This is a genomic window from Mycobacterium sp. NGS49 (assembly GCF_059812565.1).
In genome coordinates, this window is sequence record NZ_JCALCX010000003.1 from 214,394 (window position 1) to 234,819 (window position 20,426).

At 65.8% G+C, this 20,426-nt stretch carries 29 protein-coding genes and 1 tRNA gene; 1 reads left to right on the forward strand and 29 read right to left on the reverse strand.

From position 1 onward, the window contains the following. Window positions 1–110: 110 nt before the first annotated feature. From AC5Y7D_RS04430 to AC5Y7D_RS04495, 14 genes are all read right to left on the reverse strand, one after another. Window positions 111–899 carry a hypothetical protein gene (locus AC5Y7D_RS04430; protein ID WP_499922040.1) on the reverse strand — a complete coding sequence of 263 codons (789 nt, stop codon included), beginning with the start codon at window positions 897–899 and terminating at the stop codon, window positions 111–113. Further along, window positions 896–1,117, reverse strand: coding sequence for a ribosome modulation factor (locus AC5Y7D_RS04435; protein WP_499922042.1), 222 nt, complete (start codon window positions 1,115–1,117; stop codon window positions 896–898). The genes AC5Y7D_RS04430 and AC5Y7D_RS04435 overlap by 4 nt, the downstream gene beginning before the upstream one ends. Window positions 1,118–1,176: 59 nt before the next feature. Continuing rightward, window positions 1,177–2,598 (reverse strand): terminase large subunit domain-containing protein, encoded by a 1,422-nt coding sequence (locus AC5Y7D_RS04440; RefSeq protein ID WP_499922044.1) that lies wholly within the window; start codon window positions 2,596–2,598, stop codon window positions 1,177–1,179. Next, window positions 2,595–2,747, reverse strand: a complete 153-nt coding sequence (locus AC5Y7D_RS04445; RefSeq protein ID WP_499922046.1) for a hypothetical protein — start codon at window positions 2,745–2,747, stop codon at window positions 2,595–2,597. Before AC5Y7D_RS04445 ends, AC5Y7D_RS04440 begins: the two co-directional genes overlap by 4 nt. A 175-nt stretch (window positions 2,748–2,922) precedes the next feature. Next, a complete protein-coding gene (locus AC5Y7D_RS04450) occupies window positions 2,923–3,198 on the reverse strand; it encodes an HNH endonuclease (RefSeq protein ID WP_499922048.1) in 276 nt (91 codons plus the stop codon). A gap of 3 nt (window positions 3,199–3,201) precedes the next feature. Next, window positions 3,202–3,351 (reverse strand): hypothetical protein, encoded by a 150-nt coding sequence (locus AC5Y7D_RS04455; protein ID WP_499922050.1) that lies wholly within the window; start codon window positions 3,349–3,351, stop codon window positions 3,202–3,204. A 105-nt stretch (window positions 3,352–3,456) separates the two neighbouring features. Then, window positions 3,457–4,239 carry an aldehyde dehydrogenase gene (locus AC5Y7D_RS04460; protein WP_499922052.1) on the reverse strand — a complete coding sequence of 261 codons (783 nt, stop codon included), beginning with the start codon at window positions 4,237–4,239 and terminating at the stop codon, window positions 3,457–3,459. A 33-nt stretch (window positions 4,240–4,272) separates the two neighbouring features. Beyond that, window positions 4,273–4,629, reverse strand: coding sequence for an RNA polymerase subunit sigma (locus tag AC5Y7D_RS04465; RefSeq protein WP_499922054.1), 357 nt, complete (start codon window positions 4,627–4,629; stop codon window positions 4,273–4,275). Then, complete coding sequence (locus tag AC5Y7D_RS04470; RefSeq protein WP_499922055.1) at window positions 4,590–5,003, reverse strand: helix-turn-helix domain-containing protein; 414 nt, start codon at window positions 5,001–5,003, stop codon at window positions 4,590–4,592. Before AC5Y7D_RS04470 ends, AC5Y7D_RS04465 begins: the two co-directional genes overlap by 40 nt. Next, window positions 5,000–5,254: a hypothetical protein gene (locus AC5Y7D_RS04475; protein ID WP_499922057.1), complete on the reverse strand. Its 255-nt coding sequence runs from the start codon at window positions 5,252–5,254 to the stop codon at window positions 5,000–5,002. The genes AC5Y7D_RS04470 and AC5Y7D_RS04475 overlap by 4 nt, the downstream gene beginning before the upstream one ends. Continuing rightward, a complete protein-coding gene (locus AC5Y7D_RS04480; RefSeq protein WP_499922059.1) occupies window positions 5,251–5,478 on the reverse strand; it encodes a hypothetical protein in 228 nt (75 codons plus the stop codon). Before AC5Y7D_RS04480 ends, AC5Y7D_RS04475 begins: the two co-directional genes overlap by 4 nt. Window positions 5,479–5,770: 292 nt before the next feature. Then, window positions 5,771–6,166, reverse strand: coding sequence for a hypothetical protein (locus AC5Y7D_RS04485; RefSeq protein WP_499922061.1), 396 nt, complete (start codon window positions 6,164–6,166; stop codon window positions 5,771–5,773). 87 nt (window positions 6,167–6,253) lie between these two features. After that, window positions 6,254–6,379, reverse strand: coding sequence for a hypothetical protein (locus AC5Y7D_RS04490; RefSeq protein ID WP_499922064.1), 126 nt, complete (start codon window positions 6,377–6,379; stop codon window positions 6,254–6,256). A gap of 59 nt (window positions 6,380–6,438) precedes the next feature. Further along, window positions 6,439–6,648, reverse strand: coding sequence for a helix-turn-helix domain-containing protein (locus AC5Y7D_RS04495; protein WP_499922066.1), 210 nt, complete (start codon window positions 6,646–6,648; stop codon window positions 6,439–6,441). A 492-nt stretch (window positions 6,649–7,140) separates the two neighbouring features. Here AC5Y7D_RS04495 and AC5Y7D_RS04500 point away from each other — a divergent pair, with 492 nt between their 5' ends. After that, on the forward strand, window positions 7,141–8,175 hold the full coding sequence (locus AC5Y7D_RS04500) for a tyrosine-type recombinase/integrase (RefSeq protein WP_499922068.1): 1,035 nt from the start codon (window positions 7,141–7,143) through the stop codon (window positions 8,173–8,175). Window positions 8,176–8,249: 74 nt separating this feature from the next. Here AC5Y7D_RS04500 and AC5Y7D_RS04505 read toward each other — a convergent pair. The 15 genes from AC5Y7D_RS04505 to AC5Y7D_RS04575 all read right to left on the reverse strand — a co-directional run bounded on the left by AC5Y7D_RS04505 (window position 8,250) and on the right by AC5Y7D_RS04575 (window position 20,376). Beyond that, window positions 8,250–8,323, reverse strand: a tRNA-Pro gene (locus AC5Y7D_RS04505). 62 nt (window positions 8,324–8,385) lie between these two features. After that, the gene (locus AC5Y7D_RS04510; RefSeq protein ID WP_499922069.1) at window positions 8,386–8,853 is read right to left on the reverse strand and encodes a lipocalin-like domain-containing protein; all 468 of its coding nucleotides are present in this window, start codon (window positions 8,851–8,853) and stop codon (window positions 8,386–8,388) included. Window positions 8,854–8,869: 16 nt separating this feature from the next. After that, window positions 8,870–9,637: an IclR family transcriptional regulator gene (locus tag AC5Y7D_RS04515; protein WP_499922180.1), complete on the reverse strand. Its 768-nt coding sequence runs from the start codon at window positions 9,635–9,637 to the stop codon at window positions 8,870–8,872. 5 nt (window positions 9,638–9,642) lie between these two features. Beyond that, the gene (locus AC5Y7D_RS04520) at window positions 9,643–10,473 is read right to left on the reverse strand and encodes a beta-keto acid cleavage family enzyme (protein ID WP_499922070.1); all 831 of its coding nucleotides are present in this window, start codon (window positions 10,471–10,473) and stop codon (window positions 9,643–9,645) included. Next, a complete protein-coding gene (locus AC5Y7D_RS04525) occupies window positions 10,470–10,817 on the reverse strand; it encodes a beta-D-galactosidase (protein WP_499922072.1) in 348 nt (115 codons plus the stop codon). The genes AC5Y7D_RS04520 and AC5Y7D_RS04525 overlap by 4 nt, the downstream gene beginning before the upstream one ends. A gap of 2 nt (window positions 10,818–10,819) precedes the next feature. Next, complete coding sequence (locus AC5Y7D_RS04530; RefSeq protein WP_499922073.1) at window positions 10,820–11,650, reverse strand: cyclase family protein; 831 nt, start codon at window positions 11,648–11,650, stop codon at window positions 10,820–10,822. 2 nt (window positions 11,651–11,652) lie between these two features. Continuing rightward, window positions 11,653–12,558: a 3-hydroxyacyl-CoA dehydrogenase family protein gene (locus tag AC5Y7D_RS04535; protein WP_499922076.1), complete on the reverse strand. Its 906-nt coding sequence runs from the start codon at window positions 12,556–12,558 to the stop codon at window positions 11,653–11,655. Next, complete coding sequence (locus tag AC5Y7D_RS04540) at window positions 12,552–13,352, reverse strand: SDR family NAD(P)-dependent oxidoreductase (protein WP_499922078.1); 801 nt, start codon at window positions 13,350–13,352, stop codon at window positions 12,552–12,554. Before AC5Y7D_RS04540 ends, AC5Y7D_RS04535 begins: the two co-directional genes overlap by 7 nt. Window positions 13,353–13,509: 157 nt before the next feature. Then, a complete protein-coding gene (locus AC5Y7D_RS04545; RefSeq protein WP_499922181.1) occupies window positions 13,510–15,117 on the reverse strand; it encodes a PE family protein in 1,608 nt (535 codons plus the stop codon). A 64-nt stretch (window positions 15,118–15,181) separates the two neighbouring features. Then, the gene (gene der / locus AC5Y7D_RS04550; protein WP_499922081.1) at window positions 15,182–16,582 is read right to left on the reverse strand and encodes a ribosome biogenesis GTPase Der; all 1,401 of its coding nucleotides are present in this window, start codon (window positions 16,580–16,582) and stop codon (window positions 15,182–15,184) included. Then, the gene (gene cmk / locus AC5Y7D_RS04555) at window positions 16,579–17,259 is read right to left on the reverse strand and encodes a (d)CMP kinase (RefSeq protein ID WP_499922085.1); all 681 of its coding nucleotides are present in this window, start codon (window positions 17,257–17,259) and stop codon (window positions 16,579–16,581) included. The genes der and cmk overlap by 4 nt, the downstream gene beginning before the upstream one ends. After that, a complete protein-coding gene (locus tag AC5Y7D_RS04560) occupies window positions 17,256–18,008 on the reverse strand; it encodes a pseudouridine synthase (RefSeq protein ID WP_499922087.1) in 753 nt (250 codons plus the stop codon). Before AC5Y7D_RS04560 ends, cmk begins: the two co-directional genes overlap by 4 nt. After that, window positions 18,008–18,703 carry an SMC-Scp complex subunit ScpB gene (gene scpB / locus AC5Y7D_RS04565; protein WP_499922089.1) on the reverse strand — a complete coding sequence of 232 codons (696 nt, stop codon included), beginning with the start codon at window positions 18,701–18,703 and terminating at the stop codon, window positions 18,008–18,010. Before scpB ends, AC5Y7D_RS04560 begins: the two co-directional genes overlap by 1 nt. Then, the gene (locus AC5Y7D_RS04570; protein WP_499922091.1) at window positions 18,704–19,516 is read right to left on the reverse strand and encodes a segregation/condensation protein A; all 813 of its coding nucleotides are present in this window, start codon (window positions 19,514–19,516) and stop codon (window positions 18,704–18,706) included. It abuts the gene before it with no gap. Then, entirely contained in the window at window positions 19,513–20,376 is an 864-nt protein-coding gene (locus AC5Y7D_RS04575) for a ParA family protein (RefSeq protein ID WP_499922093.1), read from the reverse strand. Before AC5Y7D_RS04575 ends, AC5Y7D_RS04570 begins: the two co-directional genes overlap by 4 nt. Between the last annotated feature and the right edge of the window lie 50 nt (window positions 20,377–20,426).

Below are 20,426 nucleotides of genomic sequence, written 5' to 3' on the forward strand. Positions count from 1 at the left end.
CCGTAACGGCTGTTCAGTCTTTTAGGGCTCGCGACCACCGAGCGGTACACGGCGGTCGACAACACGACATACGGGCCGCGATGATGGCCGCGCGCGCTGACACTGGCTGCTCACTGTGACTGTGCGAGCGGGTTGGTCGCTCTACGCTCAAACAGCTGGACCAGATCGTTCATCAACCACTGAGCGTGCAGACTCGGGTACAGCAGCTTGCCCGGATCACTTGTCAAATGTGCCTTGAGAACACCCGGTTCGTCCGTCTCTTGGAACATGTCATCGTCGGCCATTCCGAGGTAGATCCACGGCCGACCGTGGGCATAACCAGAGCACATCTGCCACGACAGCAGGGGCTTGGCTATCGGCGCATTCGTGTCCGCATAGCTGACCGCATCAAAGCTTCGGTATCCGCTCTTGAGGTCAGCGACAATGCCACGACGACGAGCGATTTCAGCTAGCCGCGCATACTTGGCTTTTTTCATGGCCGCGTCGGATATGCCGAGCGATTCGAGCGCGGGGTGTTGGTCGTGAAAGTTCTTGGCGTGCCAACGCAACACGCGTTCGACGCGCAAGTCCCGCTTAGCCGGATGCAAGATCCAGAATGCCGACGACAGGATTTCGAGGGCACCACGGACAAGGGTGAATGGCGCCGCGCTGTGGAGGACGTTGAGGTCGATGAGAAGTGATTTCATCGCGTGTAGGTGGTCGACGCCAGCGACGATGCACATTTGCACCGCGTGCGAAACCTGGTAGGGATCACTCGCCCGGTCATCGCCAGCCAGCGACGACCCCGGCGCCACCGCGAAGTCCGTCGGATCGTCAACCCGACCTATCATTCGATCGACGTCCGATGCAAATGTTGCCCACAAGGCGTCGATCTTGTCCTGGTCCAGTGCGTCACTCATGCGCCGCGATCACCGGAACGCAGTTCGGGTTCCGCCCCCGCTGCCAGATACTGCGCCATCGCTGGCCCGCTGTCGATCCGCACGCGCATCATTCGCACATACCCACGCATCCACAGCTTCGCGAGGACCAACGACCGGCCGGCATACGGGTTGCGGTCGCCTAGCTCGGCCACCGACCCCGACAACAGGGCGTAGGTGTACTCGGCGCGCTTCGACACCGGCAGATCATGCAACACGACTGACCAGACAACGGTGACGGCTCGCCGTTGTGGGCTGCCTACAACAGGACCACTTCGCGGTTGCTGCTGCTGCGCCGGCCCGGTCGTGCCGGCCGGACACACGTCACACCCCACAGCGCCAGCGACGCCGCGACGAGTACCGACGAGCCGGGTGCTTTGCGGTCCCAGCCGAACGCCTGCCCGCCCAGCATCGGCCTCTGCTTGGCCGACAGCACCCCGCGGGATAGTTCGACCTGGCCGCGGTGCGTCAACGTGGCGTCGGCAACGGCATCGACGAACTGGCCCGCGGCGATCGCGACGTCACGGTGCCCGATCGCCGTCGGCCGCACCCGCGCGCCGGCCCAGTCGAGTTCGGCCAGGGCGCCGCGCTCGTCGACGACGACGGCACGCACCCGCGGCCCGAGATGCGTTGCGACCCAACCGGGCAGCCACGTCACACCCGGCCCGGTCAAGTACCACTCAACATGCAGCCGACCATCAGCGCGCCGGCCAGCCAAACAGACCGTCGCAGTATCCCGCGCCGGACCCGCGTCCACACCGATCGCGAGGTCGGCCACCGGCACCGAGTCGGGATCCGTCAGCGCCTCCCACGCTGCCGGATCAAACATCCGATCGCCGGCAGCGTGCGGCACAAACATAGACAGCCGTTCGGCCCGGAACGTATCCGGCGGCAAAACAGCGCGGTCGTCAATGATGGCCTGCAACGGAACACGCCCCGTCGCCACAGCCGGATTGGTGCGAATCCACACGTCCTGGTCGTCGATGTCGTCGCCCCACTCCGCGCACCACTCGGCCCACCCCAGCCGCGGATTCAGCCCGTCGTGGGCCGACTTACGCATCGTCGAGAACGCTTCGGAGTCGTGCATCGGCCCCGGAGCGGTTCCGAAGAACAGCGATTGAGCACGCGGCCGGCTGTAGACCGTGGGTTGCAGCGCGCCGACCTCCGCGGCCGGCAAGTCTTCGGCTTCATCGACGATCAGGCGGTCAATCGACAGGCCGCGGCCGGCGGACGCCGAGCGGGTGGTGAACGCGATCCGTGCGCCGGTGTCCAGTTCGACGTACTCGGCGCCGATCATCTGCGAATGCCGAACCACCCGGCCCGCGAGGTCGGCGTCGGACTGAATCACGTCCCACAGCCGGCGGAACGCATCACTCGAGGTTTTCACCGCGTGCGCCGTGTGCAAAATCTGCTCGCCAAGCTCGAACAGCCCGAACAATTCCAGCGCCAACAGGATCTGGCCCTTACCGGACTGGCGGGCCACCACAACGCCGGCCTGCGAGCACGACCAAGTGCCGCCCGACTCCCGCAGGATCCCCCGCACAATGCGGGCCTGCCAAGCATCCAGCGGCACCCCGTACGCGGCGGCAAGCTCTACGCAGTCCTTGCCGGTCAACTCGCCACCCGCAGGCCATGTCTCGAACGTCGGCGCCGTCAGCGCCGCCCTGGTCCTGGTGCTCATCGAGCAGCCCGCCGGCGCCGGCGCGCCGCAATCTCGTCGAGCTTCGACCCAGCAGCCGCCGGCGCACTCTGACCGAGCGCCGCGACCGTGATCCGGTACTCACGCGACGCCGCGATCACGTCCCGCGGCGACGTCTCCGGGTCGCTCACGATCGCCTCCAACCGGTCGCGCAACGCCTCCAAACGGCCGCGATCGGTCGTTGGCTTCGGCTTCCTCTTTGCTGGGGTCATTCGGGGCTCCAGATGTTTACCTATGCCAGGGGCGGTCGGGCGGATCGGGTTCGACGGGCACCCTGGGGTGGGTCTTGTGTCTGTTCAGGGGCGGTCATCCGAGGGCGCCTGAGTTGCGGCCGATGGTGCCGTCGGGTTGGTTGCTGCGGCGTTCGTTGCAGTGCTTGTGGGCTGGGCGTAGCTGGTCGTGGTCGTCGGTGCCGCCGCGGCTGGTGGGTGTGGCGTGGTCGACGACGAAGCACCAAGGGTCGGGCCAAGCGATGTCGAGGTCGATGAGTTGGTGGCAGAAGCAGCACGGTTCGCCTGCTCGGACGCGTTGCGCTATGCGTCGGCGTGCTCGGTCGCGGATTGCTTTGGTTGCGAACGGCATCGGTCAGTCCTGCTTGTCGTCGGCCTGGTCCTCGTTGTCGGCTGGTCCCCACGTCCGGCTGGTGACGAATGCAGTTCCGGGCACGGGGTTGTGGGTGCCGTTGCAGCGGGTGCAGTGCTGCCCGTCGGGCGCGCAGTCTGGGTTGGTGGTCACGTCCTGGTCCTCGTCGTTGTAGTGGGTTCGTGGCCGGCCCGCCCTGAGAAGGGCCTTGTGAGGCGCTCCGCAGGCCGGCCACGAACGTCTATCGGTCGAGCACGGCTACCAGCTGCGGGCGAGGCGCTCTAGTCGCGCCTCTTCTGCGGCACGTTCGTCGGGTGCGGCGTCGGCGTTGAATGTCGCGGCGCGAGATGAGAACTCGGCAATCGTCGCGAGACGCAACGGGACGCCGGCGCGGGCAAGATCCCAGGCGTCGGGTTCGGTTCTTGCGTCGCGGTCCCTCTCAATCGCGGGTAGGTCGGCTTTACGCGCCGGTGTCAACGCCAGCGGCACCGGATACCCGGCGACACGGACACCTGAGACGGCGGCACATGCATTGAACCCGCGCAGCGCCTCGGTCCACACCACGGCGGCGTTCTGCGCGTCGTGCAACAGCTGCATGACGCTGCCGCCCTTGGTGATCGCGGCGGCGTCGTCGTCGAGGTCCAGGCCGGATTCGGCTGCGGCGACGAGCGCGGCCGAATGTGGCTCTAGCGCGGTCGACCAGCTTTCGAGGATGCTGTCGGCGTGGTCGGCGATCGCAACTCCGAGCAGTTTTACTTCTCGGCTGCGGGCGCGCTCGCGGAGGTTGCTTGCTACGAGTTGGCGGTCCAATGCGAGTCTCAGCACGATTTTGTCGTCGTGGTAGTCCTTCCCGTTTTCAATCGCGTCGAATACAGCGGCTTCGAGTTGGTCGGTCGTGGCACCGATTTGGGATACGGCGTCGACGAACGCGTCGACCTGGGCGACCTGCTCAAGGTAGGTGCTGGGCAGCGGGACGCCGAGCCGGTCGGCAGCTTTCGTGACGGTCTGCGCGTAGGTGCGGGCCGTGACTAGGTGGAGCATGGGGTGTCCTCTCGTTGGGTGGTTGCGCTGGGGTCAGTTGTCGACGACCGGCCGGCGGTCGAACCATGGCCCCTTGTCGTCGGGTTCGGGCTCGGGGCGTTGCCAGCGGGCCGCGGTCCTGCCGTGGGTAAGGCCGGCGAGGATCGGGTTGTCGCCGCGGCCGGCGAACAATTCTCTTGCCCATCGCCGCTGTTCCTCGCTGTACTCGTTGACGTCCTGTTCGGGCTCGTCGCCGGCGTCCGGGCCGTCGTCGGATCCGCTGAAAAGGTTGCGGGCAAATCGGCGATCGGCGTCGCTGGGTGCGTCGTTGTTCGCTGCGCGTTCTCGGAGTTGCTGTAGCTCGTCGTCGGTCAGGCTCGCGATGATGCGGGCTTGTTCTTGTCGGTCCATTGCTTTCCTTCGATGTGTTGGCGAAGTGCGGTTTCGTCGACGAACCAGCGGCCGGCGATCTTGCGGCCTCCAAGCTGCGGGGCGAGTCGGCGGGCCTGCCTGAGCGAGATGTCCAGTAGCTCGGCTACCTGGTCCAGCGGCACGGTCGGTTGCATGGGCACAGCATTCCGAACAGTCGGCGAACGGACGTCCGAATGACCGGCAGCGGCCATCGCAGCCCGAAGTTCGCAGGCCAGAGCCTCGTAGGTCTGGCACGGAAGGCCGGACAGCTTGCGGTGTTTGACCGCAATTAGGGCGCAGTCGCGGGCCGCTTTCAGCGCCGGCCCGGACAAAACCACGATGCCGCCGGCGCGCATAAGCCCGGACTCGCTCATGTGTCCGCTTCGTCTGCTGCGACTACGGCGGCAGTGCTGGTCGTCCTGGTCCTCGACGACGACCAGCGCCGCGGGTCCGGTTCGAGGTCGAGCCGCGCGATGGTGTGAACCTCGATGCATAGCGGCCCGCAGGGGTGGGCGAGTTCGGCTTCGGCTTGGCGCGCTTCCTCGACGTCGGCCCAGAATGTGAACTCGGCACAGAGGGCGACGTTCGGGTGCGGGTGGCAGACCAGCGCGGCGCGCGCGCTCACAACTCAGCCTCGCGTTCGTGGATCGGGGTCGTGATGTCCCGGCCCGCCGGCGGGCTGCTGTGGGTGCAGCGGACGGCCGGGTCGATCGGGGTGTCGTCCGGGCCGAGCTGCCAGCCGCAGGGGTCGCACCGGCGGCACCGGCGGATGGCTGCGAGCCGTTCCCGACGCGCGATCTGCTCGACGGTGCCACGGCGGCTCACGCCGGCAACTTCTTCCACGCGCACGCGGTCAGTGGGTTACTAGGAAGTCCCCGACCTGAGCAACCGCGTACGCAGATTCGGTAGGGGGTTTTGCGACCTTCTTGCACGCCAGTGCATGAAGGGATCTGTAGTTCCCTAGAAAGGTTGTCCTGTGTTGCACTAATAGCGTGCAAGGTGAGTTGCACTGCGGCAGTGCAAGTTAGGTGCTCGCGATGTTGCACAAAAACCGGTGCAAGGTGGTCGCGCTCGTCATGCACCGAAGCCGTGCATGTTCGTTCCGATGATCTTGCACCGTTTCCGTGCGTCACGTCGCCGCTCATGGTGCACCGTCCGGGGCCGGTTTCGACGGAAGCTTGATAGGTCGCGACCACAGCAGAAGTTCTTCGTCGGTGAACCGCCGGCCACCTGAGCACACGACGTAGGCGCGCCTGCGTGGCACTAGCTGCCCGTCGCGCAGGTACTCGCGGATCAGCAGCCGCTTATCCTTGACTGCCCGATCCAGGGCGTGCCGCGCGCGTTGGCGGTTTCCGCCCCAACCGAATTCGTCAGATATTTGAGCGGCTGACGTCTCCCAGGCACGCCGGGTCGACCCGATCGGCGTCGCCCAGGACAGCAGGAACGCCATCACGACGAAGCCGTCCGAACCCAGTGCATCGTCGTGAGCGCCAGACCGGATGAGTTCGTCCGACAACCAGGTGACGCCCTTGCGCATCGGTTCCCCGACCGCGTGGATGGGGTTTCGCCTACCTCGCCTGTCCATGTCACACCGGCCGACCGGCGCTTGGGTTCTCGGCGCACATCAGCGGCCCGTCGTGGCGTCGCGGGCCGCTGCGGCGGCGTCGAGCAGCCGATGAGCAAGAGCTATCGCGTACTCGGGTGTGACGCTGAACGGCTCATGGATACCGCTGCCGACCGTAACTGTCACCAGACCCGGCCGCGCTGCGTTCGCCGCGACATGGAAAGCCGGTTGATCGGGTGGCCGATTCACGCGACACTGCCGTCGAGCAGGCCGGCGACGAACGCGTCGACGTCAGCTTGCGGAATAAGCGTGCGCGCACCGATTTTGACGCGGCGCAGCGTGCCGTCGTTGATCAGCTGGTAAACGGTGGTGCGGCCGACGTCGAGTTGTTCGCAGACATTGGGGATGGTGCATAGCTTGCGCAGCGTGGGAGTGAGTTTCGGGTTCTTCGGCACGGTGGGGATTTCCCTTCTGAAACGGGAACGCCGAGCAACAGATAGGCCGTCTGGGCCTTTTCTGTGCTCGGCTGCCGGTTCAGCGAGTCCCTGTGCGGGACTCAGCGGGTGGACCCCGGTTCGGGGCGTGCGCCGTTCGTCTCGACTCCTACGTTCTCGGCCGGTCCGGGTTTCCCGTTTGGTGGTGCGCCGGTCGAATCTGCCTGTGTAGCAGCGTGTCGCCTGTAAGTCTCGATTAGCGTCGGTGTTCTTTTGTAGCACCGGTGTTCTGGTGTGGCACCGACCGTACCAGACCGCTTCGACGTGCCCCGGTAATCAAGCAAGCGCGCGTGTTCGTGACTATCCTTCGGCGTGCGACCACTTGACCTTGGAGAGGCGGTTATGGGTACACGACGAGCCGACGGTGAAGGCTCTTACCGGCAGCGGCCAAACGGACTATGGGAAGCGTCCACCAGGTACACCACATCCGACGGGGAGCGGAAACGGCTCAGTGTGTACGGAAAGACCCGCGCTGAAGCGCGCGGCAAGCTAAACGACGCGCGGAAGCGGATCGACGAGGGTGCTCCCCCGCGCGACGCCAAGCAGACGGTCGGATCGTGGTTGGAGTCCTGGCGCACAACGGCGCTGCCGGCGTCACCACGCAAAGCGACCACCCAGGAGCTATACGCCATCCTGTGCCGCAAGCATTTGGAAGGTGATGCCGCGCTCGCCGGACTGCGGCTCGATCAGATCCGGCCGACACATGTCGAATCACTCATTCTGCGCCTGCGCGGTAAAGGCCTAAAAGACAGCTCGGTTAGACAGATCTACACGGTGCTGCGGGCCGCCCTGGACATCGCCGTCCGCGACGGCCTGCTCGCCAGCAATCCGGTGGCCAAAGTCAAGCGACCGACTGTCCGCACAAAGGAGGCGCGCTATCTGTCAATTGACGATGTGCGAGTGCTCTTTAGCCACTTAGACGGGCTGCGGTATCGACTGGCGGTGCAAATGATGGCATCGACCGGGATGCGCCGCGGTGAAGTGGCCGGCCTGCGCTGGTCCGACGTCGACTTGGCGAAGGGGGAACTGAATGTGGTCGGCGAGGTCGTGCGCGTCAACGGCGGGTTGAAGTGGATGGACTGGCCGAAGACCGCTCGGGCGCGTCGTCGTATCCCTCTGACGGCCGGCATTGTGGCTGGGTTGAAAGCGCACCGCAAGGCGCTGGTCGCCGAGCGGTTGCGCGCCGGCGATCAATGGGTCGATACGGGCGCGGTGTTCGCCACTGAGTTCGGCGGGTGGGTTGATCCGAGCAACCTGCTGCGAACCGTAAAGATTGCGGCGAAGAAGGCCGGCATTGAGAAGGTAGGCGCCCACACCATGCGCCACTCGGCAGCTGTCGGCTGGCTCGAATCGGGCGTACATATTAAGGCCGCGGCAGACCTGCTCGGACATTCGTCGATCAGCATCACCGGCGACCTATACGGGCACACCAGCGACGATGCTGCGCGGGCCGCAGTCGACGGGCTCGGCGACATGCTCGGTTTGTGATGGCGGTATATAAAGGCGGTACGGCATGGAAAGAGGCACCTTCCGGAACGTCGGAAAATGCCTCTGACCTGCGGTCGGGCTGACAGGATTTGAACCTGCGACCACTTGACCCCCAGTCAAGTGCGCTACCAAACTGCGCCACAGCCCGGTGCTGCCGATCCGTGAACCAGCAGCAGGTCGACAGCCTACCGCAGCCGCCAGGCGATCCCGTCAGGCCACCTGCGCGTCGGCCGTCGACGCCCGCTCCCACAGCAGCGACGAGTACACCGTCCGCCCGTCGGGCAGCGTCAACTCCGAGGACAGGGTCAGCCGGTTGCCGTCCAGGTCGCTGTGCCGCAGATGGAATTGGCCCAGGTAGTTGGGCACCAGGGAAAGCGTCGCCTGGTGACGAATATCGCCGCTGTCTTCATCCACGAAGTACCGCCCGCTGTAGGCCAGATATCCCAGCGCCGCGGCGGCCGCCTGTTCGGTGGTGCCCCCGCTGGCGACGGGCCGGTCATAGTCCGGCCGGCCGGATGACTGGATCTGCGCCGACATGTACCCATCCGGGGTGTACATGATCAGCCCCTGGGCATCCTCCCCGTGCGGGTACCTGGCTGGCCCGTCAGGCCTGTCCCGTTCAACGTAGGAAACGAGCCGCCATGCTCCAATAAGACTGTCTTGCAACGCTTTTGGCATTTCTGGCAACTCCTCACTAGCTGGCGCGGGACCGGGTGTCGACCTTGGCGACCCAGGCGCGCAGCACCTGGGCGAGTTCGGCTTCGCGTCCGTAGAAACGCTGGGACGGAACCGGCACGCTGACCGCCACCAGCAGGTCGCTCACGCCATGCAGCACCGCCCCGACCGCGCAGATCCCTTCCGTCTGCTCCTCCCGGTCATAGGCGACACCGTCGGCCCTGATTCGATCGAGCTCCGCTCGCAATGCCGCCTGATCGGTGATGGTGTTCGGGGTCAGCTGAACCAGCCGCCTGGGCATGGCCTGAGCCTGCTCGTCGGCGGGCAGGGCCGCCAGCAGGGCCTTGCCGTTGGCACTGCAGTACAGCGGGAACGACTCCCCCACCGCGCTGACGGCCTGCAGCCGGTGCGGCGCGATCACCTGGTCGATGAAGTTTGCGCGATCACCGTCGAGGATCGACAGGTCCACCGTCTCGTTCAGGCTGCGGGACAGCTCGGTCAGGAATGGATGCATGTCGGTGACGACACCGAGTCGTACTGTACTGGCCATCCGCGCGATCTCCGGGCCCAATCGGTAGGGGCCCCTGCCACCCCGGCGCGACGCGACCAGCCCTTCGTCTTCCAGCGCGTTCAAGATCCGGCTCACCGTCGACCGGGCCATGCCCACCCGCTCGCCGATCTCGGCCTGACTCAGGCCGCCGGGATGCGACTGCAATACCCGCAGGATTTCGGCGGCGCGCGCGATCACCTGTATGCCGCCGCTGCGGGTCTCTGCGGTGTCCATCATGGCCGTCACGGAAGAACTCCTCTCACCTCGGGCAGTTGCAGCAGCGCCGCGGCTTCATCGACGGAAGCGATCGGCAGGTCCAGCGCCTCAGCGAGTCGCCTGGTGCGCGCCACCAGCGCCAGATTGCTCGGCGCCAGCTCACCTTTGCGCAGGTACAGAGTGTCCTCCAGCCCCACCCGGGCATTTCCGCCCAACGCCAGTCCCATGGCGGTCAGTTCCAAATTGGCCCGGCCGATCGCGATGACCTGCCAGACCGCTCCTGGCGGCAGCCGGCGCACCATGGTCAGCAGATTATCGGCGGTGGCGGCCATCCCGCCCCGCACCCCGAGCACGATGCTGAACTGCAGCGGTTCGGCCAACAGCCCCTCGGCCCACAGCCGCAGGCAGGCCTCCAGATGGCCGGTGTCGTAGATCTCCAGCTCCGGCTTGATGTCCAGCTCGGCCATGCGCCCCGCCAACCGGCGCACCGCATCCGGTGGGTTGCGAAACTCCCCGGCGCCGAAGCTCATTGAGCACGGGTTGAGGGTTGCCATCCGCGGACGCAGCTCGACCAGCTTCTCTCGCTCTTCGAACGGCACGCTGAGGCCGACTCCGGTCGACATCTGGATCAGGATCGGGCAGCGTTCGCCGATCAGATCCATGGTGCGCCGCGCGATGTCCAGATCTGCCGTCGGCTTCTCGTTTTCGTCACGCAGATGAATGTGGGCGACCGAAGCGCCGGCGTGGTAGGCCTGCTCGACAGCGGTGGCGATCTCCTCGGGAGCGGTGGGCAGGGCCGGGTTGTCGGCTTTGGTCGCGATGGGCCCGGTCGGCGCGACGGTCAGGATGACAGTCATGACTGCGACTCCGGATAGGCGATGACCACCAGCAGTGTCGCTTCCTGATCGGAGCGATTGAGAATGGACCTGGTCTCACCCTCGGCGAGGTGCACGCTGTCAAGTCGGCCCAGCACCGTTTCACCCTCATCGGTGCGGATCACCAGCTCGCCGTCAAGCAGCACGTACACCGTCTCCGCTGGGGCAGCAGCGGATTCGGCCATTCCGCCCTGACGATACAACGACAGCCCGACCCAAAACCGTTCAGTGGGACCCGCTTCCAGACCCTGCAACCGCGTGGTGCATACCTGTTGGTGAGTCGGGGCCACATACGTCGGGGCATCCGCCCAGCGAGTTACGTTCATTGTCAGGCCGCCTCACCGGTCTCGATGCGGTAGCTCCCGCTGGGATCGACGATTGCGACCAACCGCACAATGCAGCCGTCACCACCTACCCACCGCCACGGGAATGCGGCGAAGGTGACCCGCTTACCGGTGACCTTGTCCAGGTCACCCCCGACATTCTCGAAGCCGTAGATGCCCTTGGACAGAATTGCGCGATGGCAGGGCTCCCATTCCGGAAAGTCGTCGAGCACTTTGCGGCCGGTCTCACGCTCGTATTCCGCTACCGCCCAGGGCAATAGGCCACCCTGCGCTTCGGCGGGACCGTGCGGGGCGATCGCGGTGGCCAACGGGTGGTCCAGCGCCTGGGTGTCGGTGCCGACGGCCTTGACGCCCCTGGCGGCGAACCATTCGCCGGCTTCCTTGTAGAAACCCGGTGAATAGGCGTAGTACTCGGCGCTGTCGGCATATTTATGGTGCCAGCCGGTGTTGACGATGACGATGTCGCCGGGCCGGATCTTTGGGGTCACGTTCTCCAGGTCTTCGGCGGTCACGACGCCCCACTTGCCCTTGGGTATCGAGACGACGACACCGGTCCCGAAGAAGGCGCTGAGCGGGATCTCCTCGAGGAACGGGGTGCCCTCGACCACGTGCGCCGGCGCGTCGATGTGGGTCCCCGAATGCATGACCGTGGTGATCTGCTGAGTCAGCACCCGGCTTTTCGCCATCCCGTGCAACCGTTCGATCTTCACGTCTTCGAAGTACGGCCACGCCGGCACGCCGTGCCCCCAGGGATGCGACAGGTCGTAGAACTCCAGTGTTGACTCGGCCTCACCGAGGGGCCAGGTGAATTCCATGGCTATGACGTCCTTTCTGTGTTGAGTTGCCGAGCGATGTGCCCGGCCAGCCGCGCGGCCGTTTCTTCCCGGGCACCTTCCGGCCAGTCGAGGAATCCCCGGCCCGTACGCGCGCCGAGTCGGCCTGAATCGACCAGTTCGCGCAACAGTGGACTGGGATGCGGATCGCTGTTGATATTGGGGATCACTGCCTCATGGATGGCCAGCGTCAGGTCCAGACCGATATAGTCGGCATTCTCCAGCGGACCCAGCACACCCAGCCGCAGTCCAATCGTGTTGCGTACCACCAAGTCCACCGTGGACGCGTCGCAAATGCCTTCAGCGACAAGCGCCATGGCCTCGCGCCACAGCGCGTGCTGTAACCGGTTCCCGATGAAGCCCGCGACGTCGCGGCCCACCCGCACCGGCAACTTACCGGCCTCGGTCAGCAATCTCATCACGCGATCCACGGTGTCGGAACCGGTTCTCTCGCTGGGGATCACCTCCACCAAGGGGATGAGGTCCGGCGGATTCCAGAAATGAGCCCCTATGACGCGACTGCCATCCTCGACCCGCTCGGTGACGGCGCCGATGGGTAGCACCGAGGTATTGGTGGCAAGTACCGCATCGGGCGCCAGACCGGCCAGTCGCTCGAACAGGTCCTGCTTGATGGGCAGATTCTCGATGATGGCCTCGACCACTAAGTCCGTATCCGCAACCGCCGCCGCAAGATCGGCGGCGGCCGATACCGAACCGCGCGCCGCGCCGGTTACCTCGCGCGCCTCAGCGGCTGCGGCGTCGAGGATCTCGCAGTTCGTGTCGGTGATCACCACGTCGAGTCCCGCCGATGCCAGCACCCCAGCGATGCGGCGGCCCATCAGGCCGGCACCGACGACCGCCGCGCGGGCGAAGCCATGAGAGGTCAGCACGCGGTGTACCCCCCATCCAGATACATCACCTGTCCGGTGTAGAAGCTGGAGGCGTCGCTGAGCAGATAGATCAGGGCGCCGACGAAATCTTCGGGTTCGGCGAAGCGGCCCAACGGGATTCGGGCGAACATCGTTTCGCGGGTCTTGCGTCCCTTTTCGTCGTCGGCGTAGATCCACTCGGTCAACTCAGATCGGAATACAGTCGGCGCCAGAGCATTCACCCGAATGCCGTCAGCGCCCCACTCGGCGGCCAGCGACCTGGCGAGCAGATCGGTGCCCGCCTTGGAGGGACAGTAGGCGCTGTAACCCGCGCTGTGGCCCAACGCGCCGCGCACCGAGGAGACCAGCACGATGCTGCCCCCCAGACCCTGCTTGAGCATGACCCGCCCGGCCGCCTGACAGACCAACCACGCTCCGCGCACGTTGGCCGCCATCACCTTGTCGAAGTCCTCGACGGCCATCTCGGTGATGGGCTTTACGTGGTTCATGCCCGAGGCGACCAGCACTCCGTCCAACCGCCCGTGACGCGCGACGGCCGCCTCGACCATGGCGTGTGCGTCGGCCGGTGTTTCGGGACGGCACGGAACCACGACCGCGCCGTCGATCCCCGTGTCGTCGACGAGTTCGGCCAGGCCGGCCGAGTTGCCGCCGGCGAGGGTCAACCGGGCGCCCGCGTCGGCGAGAGCACCTGCCGCGACGCGGCCGAGTGACCCCGTGGCACCGGTGATCAGTATCGATTTGTCACGCACGCTGAACCGGGTACGGCTTTTCGACGGTGCCTGCTCCATCGTCATCGAATTTTCCTCACTAATCCCATGATACGGTTTGTTTAACCCGTATTACGAGAAATAATAGGAAAGGCGATCAGCGCATGTCAACGAGGTATTCCTGTGATGTAGCTGTCTTTGACCGCATCGCGGGAATTAATTGCGCCGGTTGCCGGCCGGTGACTCAGAGGCTGTTCAGGTCAGCGATGATCGTCTGCGCCGCGGACAACAGCACCAAGGCTTCGAAGCCGCCGGCGATGGAGAACAAGGCGATGTCGGCAGCGATTGGGTTACCGATGGCGTTGATCAGCCCCACCGGGTCACCCGACAGCGCTTGCATGATTCCGCCGGCGAACAGCTCGAGGTTGTACGCCGGGAGCGAGGTAAGCGCGGCGGTCGCGAAGTCTGCGGTCGGAAGCAGCACCGAGTATCCGGTTGACACGGCACTCGCGATGGTGTTGACCGAGGTGGTGGGATCCGCCAACAGGCGCCCGATCCAGTCCGGTGACGGCAGGGGAACCGCCAACGCCGCGTCCACCAGTCCGGACAGCGATGCATCGGAGGCCATGATGGCGATGTCGTTGCCGAAAGCGGTCAGCCCCTGTTGAGTTCCGACGGCCAGGCGGCCGGCCAGGTCGACGGGATCGACCGGCGGCAGCAGCCCGAAAGATGTCGGCACATTGGGCGGTCCGGTCGACCAGCCCTGGTCCGGGCTCCCGTAGCCCAGGTTCACCAGTATCCGCAGATTCGGATCGACCAGGTCCGCCAGCGGCGTGCCGATCAACGGCAGGGCGCGCAGGCCCTGAGTGAGCGGCAGGTTGGGATTCGGAATCATGTAGTAGTTCGTGGTGGTCGGACCGACGGTGTTCGTCAACGGAATGGCCGAATCAATCTGTGCCGGAGTGAGATCCGCATAGGTGCCGTGCACGTAGTAGATTCCGGCCAGGGCATTGAGGTCGGCCAGGATATTGATCGGATACTGGGGAAAGTCGGCGAAGCCGTCGTATTCGATCGTGTAGATGTTCGTCGGGAAACTGTTGGCCGGCGTCGCCCCATAGAACGTGAAACCCAAGCTGCCCATCACCAGACCGGGGAAGCGTGCGAGCAGGCCCCCGTTGGGATTCATGGGATTTCCCAGCAACGTGAATGTCAGTGGGAGCGCACTCGGGGTGTCACTGGGATTCAGCGCGCGCATCTCCAGCGAGGAGATGATGGAACTCTGCGAGAAGCCCAGAACGGCGACGTTGTTTCCGGCGGCAAGTTGCTGCTTGATTGCCGCATCCAGGATCTGCACCCCTTCGGCCACTGAGACATCCGGGACCAGGTCTTTGATGCCGGTGAGCGGATAGAACGCCTCCGGGGTGAACAGCGCCCGGGCGTTGGCCACCGTGAATCCCGGGAAATTGGGCGTGATGTATTTCGTGACAACGTCATTCACATAGCTCAGCGGCGGTGTCGGATTGCCGCTTCCGCCCATGACCAGGGTGACGTCGGTTGCCGCCGCGGCGGCATTGCCGACTTCGGCCTGCGTGTATGCGCTTGCCGCCGCACGCATGGCCTGAATGAACTCGCCCTGGAAGGCCGCCACTTGCGTGATGGCCACCTGACCATCCTCCGCGAACGCGTTGAACAGCGTCGCGGTCGCCGCAGACACCTCGTCGAGTGCCGCGGCGACTATGCCGGTGGTCCGCCCGGCCGCGGCGACGGCGGCCGCCTGCACTGCTGAGCCGATCCCGGTCAGATCCGCGGCAGCTGCCGCCAGAATCTGCGGTTGAGTGGTCAAGTAGCTGATTGGCCGATCCTCACACACGTCGGTAGTACGCAGCGTAGATCGAAACCGTTAGCCTGTCTGACGTTTAGGGGCGTTTGCCTCCCCGCTTCTCGCGCATCCGCACATTTATCCGGATCGGGCTGCCTTCGAATCCGAACGTCTCGCGCAACCGCCGCTCCAGGAAACGCCGGTAGCCGGCTTCGAGGAATCCCGTGGTGAACAGCACGAAGGTCGGTGGCCGGGCGGTGGCCTGCGTGGCGAACAAAATGCGGGGTTGCTTGCCGCCGCGCACCGGCGGCGGCGTAGCGGCCACCACCTCCTTGAGCCAGCTGTTCAGCGGCCCGGTGGCGACCCGGGTGTCCCAGGAAGCCAACGCGGTTTCCATCGCCGGCACCAACTTCTGCACCGCCCGGCCCGTTTTCGCCGAGATGTTCACCCGCTGCGCCCAGCGCACCTGAACCAGCTCGCGGTCGATCTCGCGGTCCAGCAGGTCGCGCCGGTCCTCATCGACGAGGTCCCACTTGTTGTAGGCGAGCACCAGCGCGCGCCCGGCCTCGATCACCATCGAGAGCACCCGCAGGTCCTGTTCGGTGAGTGGCTGGGAGGCGTCGATCAGCACGACGACCACTTCGGCGGCGTCGATCGCGCCGCGCGTCCGCACCGAGGCGTAGAACTCGTGTCCACTGGCCTGCCCGACCTTCCGGCGCAGGCCGGCGGTGTCGACGAACCGCCAGACCTTGCCACCCAGATCGATCAGCGAATCCACCGGATCGACCGTCGTTCCGGCGACGTCGTGGACCACTGATCGCTGATCACCGGCCAGTTTGTTCAGGAGCGAGCTCTTACCCACGTTCGGTTTGCCGACCAGGGCGACCCGGCGTGGCCCGCCGCCGCTCGACATCACTTCGGAGACCTCGGGCACCGCCGCGAGCACCGCGTCGAGCAGCTCAGCCACGCCTCGGCCGTGCATGGCACTGATCGCGTAGGGCTCGCCGAGGCCCAGCGACCACAGCTCGGCCGCGTCCGACTCGGCCCGCTCGCTGTCGACCTTGTTGGCGGCCAGAAAAACCGGCTTGCCGGACCGGAGCAGGATTCGGGCGGCGGCTTCGTCGGCCGCGGTGGCGCCTACGGTGGCGTCGACCACCAGGACCACCGCATCGGCGGTGCGCATCGCCACTGAGGCCTGCTCGGCCACCAACTGCTGCAGGCCTGTCGCGTCGGGTTCCCATCCGCCGGTGTCCTGAACGACGAACCTGCGTCCGGTCCACAGCGCGTCGTAGGACACCCGATCACGGGTCACCCCCGGAACGTCCTGCACCACCGCTTCTCGGCGACCGATAACCCGGTTGACCAACGTCGACTTGCCGACATTGGGTCGTCCCACGATCGCCACGACCGGCGCCGGACCAGCCTCGCCCAGCTCGTCCGATTCGGATTCGGTTAGATCCCAGTCACTTTCGTCAGACCAGGTACCGTCCTCGGTCATCGCATCGCCCCACTTCGCTGCCTGACCAACTCCTGCAGGTGAGCGATCACCTCGGCTTCCGTCATGTCGCTCGTGTCTACGACGATCGCATCCGGCGCGGCTCGCAGTGGCGACACCGCACGGGTGGAGTCGAGGTGATCCCGACGGCGCACGTCCGCCAGGACGGCCTCGCAATCGTCGGCCAGTCCAGCCCGGACGTTCTGGGCGTTGCGGCGCGCAGCCCGGGTTTCAGCCGAGGCGGTAAGGAAGATCTTCACCGGCGCGTCAGGGAAGACCACCGTCCCGATGTCGCGGCCCTCGACGACAATTGTGCTTGGCCCGCTGGCCATCTCGCGCTGGAGATCCACCAGCCGGGTGCGCACGGACGGCACTGCCGACACTGCGGACACCGCCCGGGTGACGTCGTCGCCCCGGATCTCCGCCGAAACGTCTTCTCCGTCCAGAAAGAAGCTGCTTACGTCGGGGTCGTACCCCACCGAAAGCTGCACCGCCGAAGCTGTCTCGGCGACGGCCTCGGCGTCCGCAGGGTCGGCGCCGGCGCGCAACACCGCGAGTGTCACCATTCGGTACATCGCTCCGGTGTCCAGGAAGCGGGCCCCCAACCCGCGGGCCAGTCCCCTTGATACCGAGGACTTTCCGGTGCCCGCCGGGCCATCGATCGCAACAACCACATTCACAACCCGACCGCCTTGTACAGTTGCCCGATCTCGTCATGACGCAGTGCCCGCACCGAACCCGGGCGCTGTTTACCCAGCGTCACCGCGCCGATATCGGTGCGCACCAACGCTTCCACCGGGAATCCGACGGCCGCCAGTAGCCGACGCACAATCCGATTACGGCCTTCGTGCAACGTCACCCGCACCAGAGATTTGCCGGGGATCGAGTCCACCACCGCGAAATCGTCGAGTCTTACCGGGCCGTCATCCAACTCGACGCCGGCCCGCAGTTGCTTACCCAGTCCGCGTGGCACCGCACCGGCCACGGTGGCGAGATAGGTCTTGGGCACCTCATGGGAAGGGTGCATCAGCCGGTGTGCCAGTTCCCCGTCATTGGTCAGCAGGATCAACCCTTCGGTGTCGGCGTCCAGACGCCCCACATGGAACAACTTCTTGTTACCGCGGACTTTTCGTTCGATCAGGTCACCGATGCACGGCCGGCCACGATCGTCGGACATGGTCGAGTGCATACCGCGCGGCTTGTTCAGCGCGAGGTAGACAAGCGAGTCGTCCAGGACTACGCGGGCACCGTCGACGCGAATCACCGAGACGTCGGGATCGACCCTGGTGCCCAGCTCGGTCACCACCTGACCGTCCACCTCGACGCGGCCCTCGACGATCATCCGCTCGGCTGCGCGTCGCGACGCTATCCCGGCCTGCGACAACACTTTCTGGAGCCGAGTCCCCCGCTGCTCATCGAACTCGACCATCAGTCGTGGTCCACGTCGAACGTCAAAGGCTGATCCGCGACGCGGCCGCCGTTGAGTTTGATGAAACGTGGCTCGCTGTCCAGGTTTCCGCTGATGTCGTCGATGGTGTCGACATCAGGAAGCAGCGCCGCGATGTCGGGCAACTCGGACAACGACGTCAGGCCCAGGCGTTCGAGGAAAAGCTCTGTGGTAGCGAAAGTGACCGCGCCGCTGTCCTCGTCGTTGCCGACTTCGGTGATCAGCCCGCGCGCCAACAGGGTTCGCATCACGGCGTCCACGTTGACACCGCGGACCGCGCTCACCCGCGCGCGCGTCACCGGCTGGCGGTAGGCCACCACGGCAAGTGTCTCCAGGGCGGCGCGGGTGAGCTTGCTGCGCGCGCCGTCCAGCAGCAGCTTCTCGACGTAGGGCGCGAACCGCGCGCGGGTGTACAGCCGCCAGCCATCGCTGGTGTGCCGCAGATCGATGCCGCTGTCTCGTTCGGCGAGTTCGTCGGCCATCAGCCGCAACTTCGCCGCCACCCGGTAGACCGGCTGCTCGGTGGCCGAGGCCAGCGCCTCCGCGGTGACCGGGGTGTCCACCACCAGCAGCAGCGCTTCGAGCACCCTGCCCAGCTCGTCCGGGTCCATCTCGGCGGGCTCGGCGATCTCCGGGATGCCGGCCTCCAGTTCGCCACCGGGCGGCACTTCGGTCATCTACTGATCTCGCACTTCTAGCAAGGATTCGCTCGCTGGCCGTTCCCCGGTCCACGAAACCTGGAGCACGCCAAGGGGCTCGGACTGGTCGAATGCTACCGCCCGCGACCGATACAGTTCGAGCAGCGCAAGGAAGCGCCCGACGATCTCGACCGGAACGGTGCAGTCGGCCACCAATTCCGAGAAGGTCGCCCACTGGCCGCTACCGCGCCCCTCCAGCATCGCGAGGATGTGTCGGGCCTGCTCGGGCACCGACACCGGCTGCACGTGCAGGTGCCCGATACCCACCGTGGGAACCGGGCGCGGGGTGAAGGCGATCGCCGCGATCTCGGCGAATCGCTGGGCGTCCACCCCGATCATCACCTCGGGCAGCAGGCCCTCGAAGCGCTCCTCCAACGCCACCGAGCGCGGATAGCTGCGCAGTGCGGTGGCCTCCAGCTCGGCGAACATCTCGGCGACATGCTTGAAGGCCCGGTACTGCAACAACCGGGCGAACAGCAGGTCGCGCACTTCCAGCAGGGCGAGGTCTTCCTCGTCGTCAACCTGGCCGGTCGGCAGCAACCGGGCCGCTTTGAGGTCCAACAAGGTGGCCGCAACCACCAGAAAGGCGGTGGTCTCTTCCAGGTCCAGCCGAGCGCCGATGGCCTTGGTGTAGGCGATGAAGTCGTCGGTGACCTGGTGTAACGCCACCTCGGTGACGTCGAGCCGGTGGGCGAAAATGAGCTGCAGCAGCAGGTCGAACGGCCCTTCGAAGTTGCTCAGCCGGACCTGAAAGCCGTTATCGGATGCCGCCTGACTGTCTGGCCCGCTCACACGCCGAATCGGTCGATGAACTCGCGTGCCAGCGCGCGATAGGCAATCGCACCCGCCGACCGGGGCGCCCATGTGGTGATGGGTTCGCCCGCGACACTGGTCTCCGGAAAACGGACGGTGCGGGTGATCACGGTGTCGAACACTAGATCACCGAAGCGCTCGACGACGCGGGCCATCACCTCACGAGAGTTGACCGTGCGCGGGTCGTAGCGGGTGATCAGGATGCCACTGATGTCCAGTTTGGGGTTGAGCCGGTCGCGCACCTTGTCGACGGTGTCGGTGAGCAGCGCCAGTCCGCGCAGCGAGAAGAACTCGCACTCGGTGGGGATGACCACGCCTTCGGCGCAGGCCAGACCGTTGACGGTGAGCAGACCCAAGGATGGCTGGCAGTCGATCAGCACGTAGTCGTAGCGGTCGAGCACCGGATACAACGCCCGGGCCAGCGTCTGCTCACGGCCGACTTCGTTGACCAGCTGGATCTCCGCAGCCGACAGATCGATGTTGCTGGGCACCAGGTCAAGGTTCTTGACCCGGGTGTGGATCAGCACGTCGTCGATCGAGACGCGCGACTCCACCAGCACGTTGTGGATCGTCTTTTCCAGCTCGTAGTGCGGGACGCCCAGACCGGCGGACAGCGCGCCCTGCGGGTCCATGTCCACCAGCAACACCCGCCGGCCGTATTCGGCCAGGGCAGCGCCCAAGTTGATCGTCGATGTGGTCTTGCCGACGCCACCCTTCTGGTTGCACATCGCGACGACCTTGGCGGGGCCGTGGCCGGCAAGCGGCTTGGGGTCGGGAATGACCCGCGGTGGCCGGCCGGTCAGGCCGATTTCCGGACCGTTGCCGGGGTGCTCGGTCATGCCCGGTCGCGGTTGGTGGTCACGGGCGTCAGCATGGACATCGCAGGAAA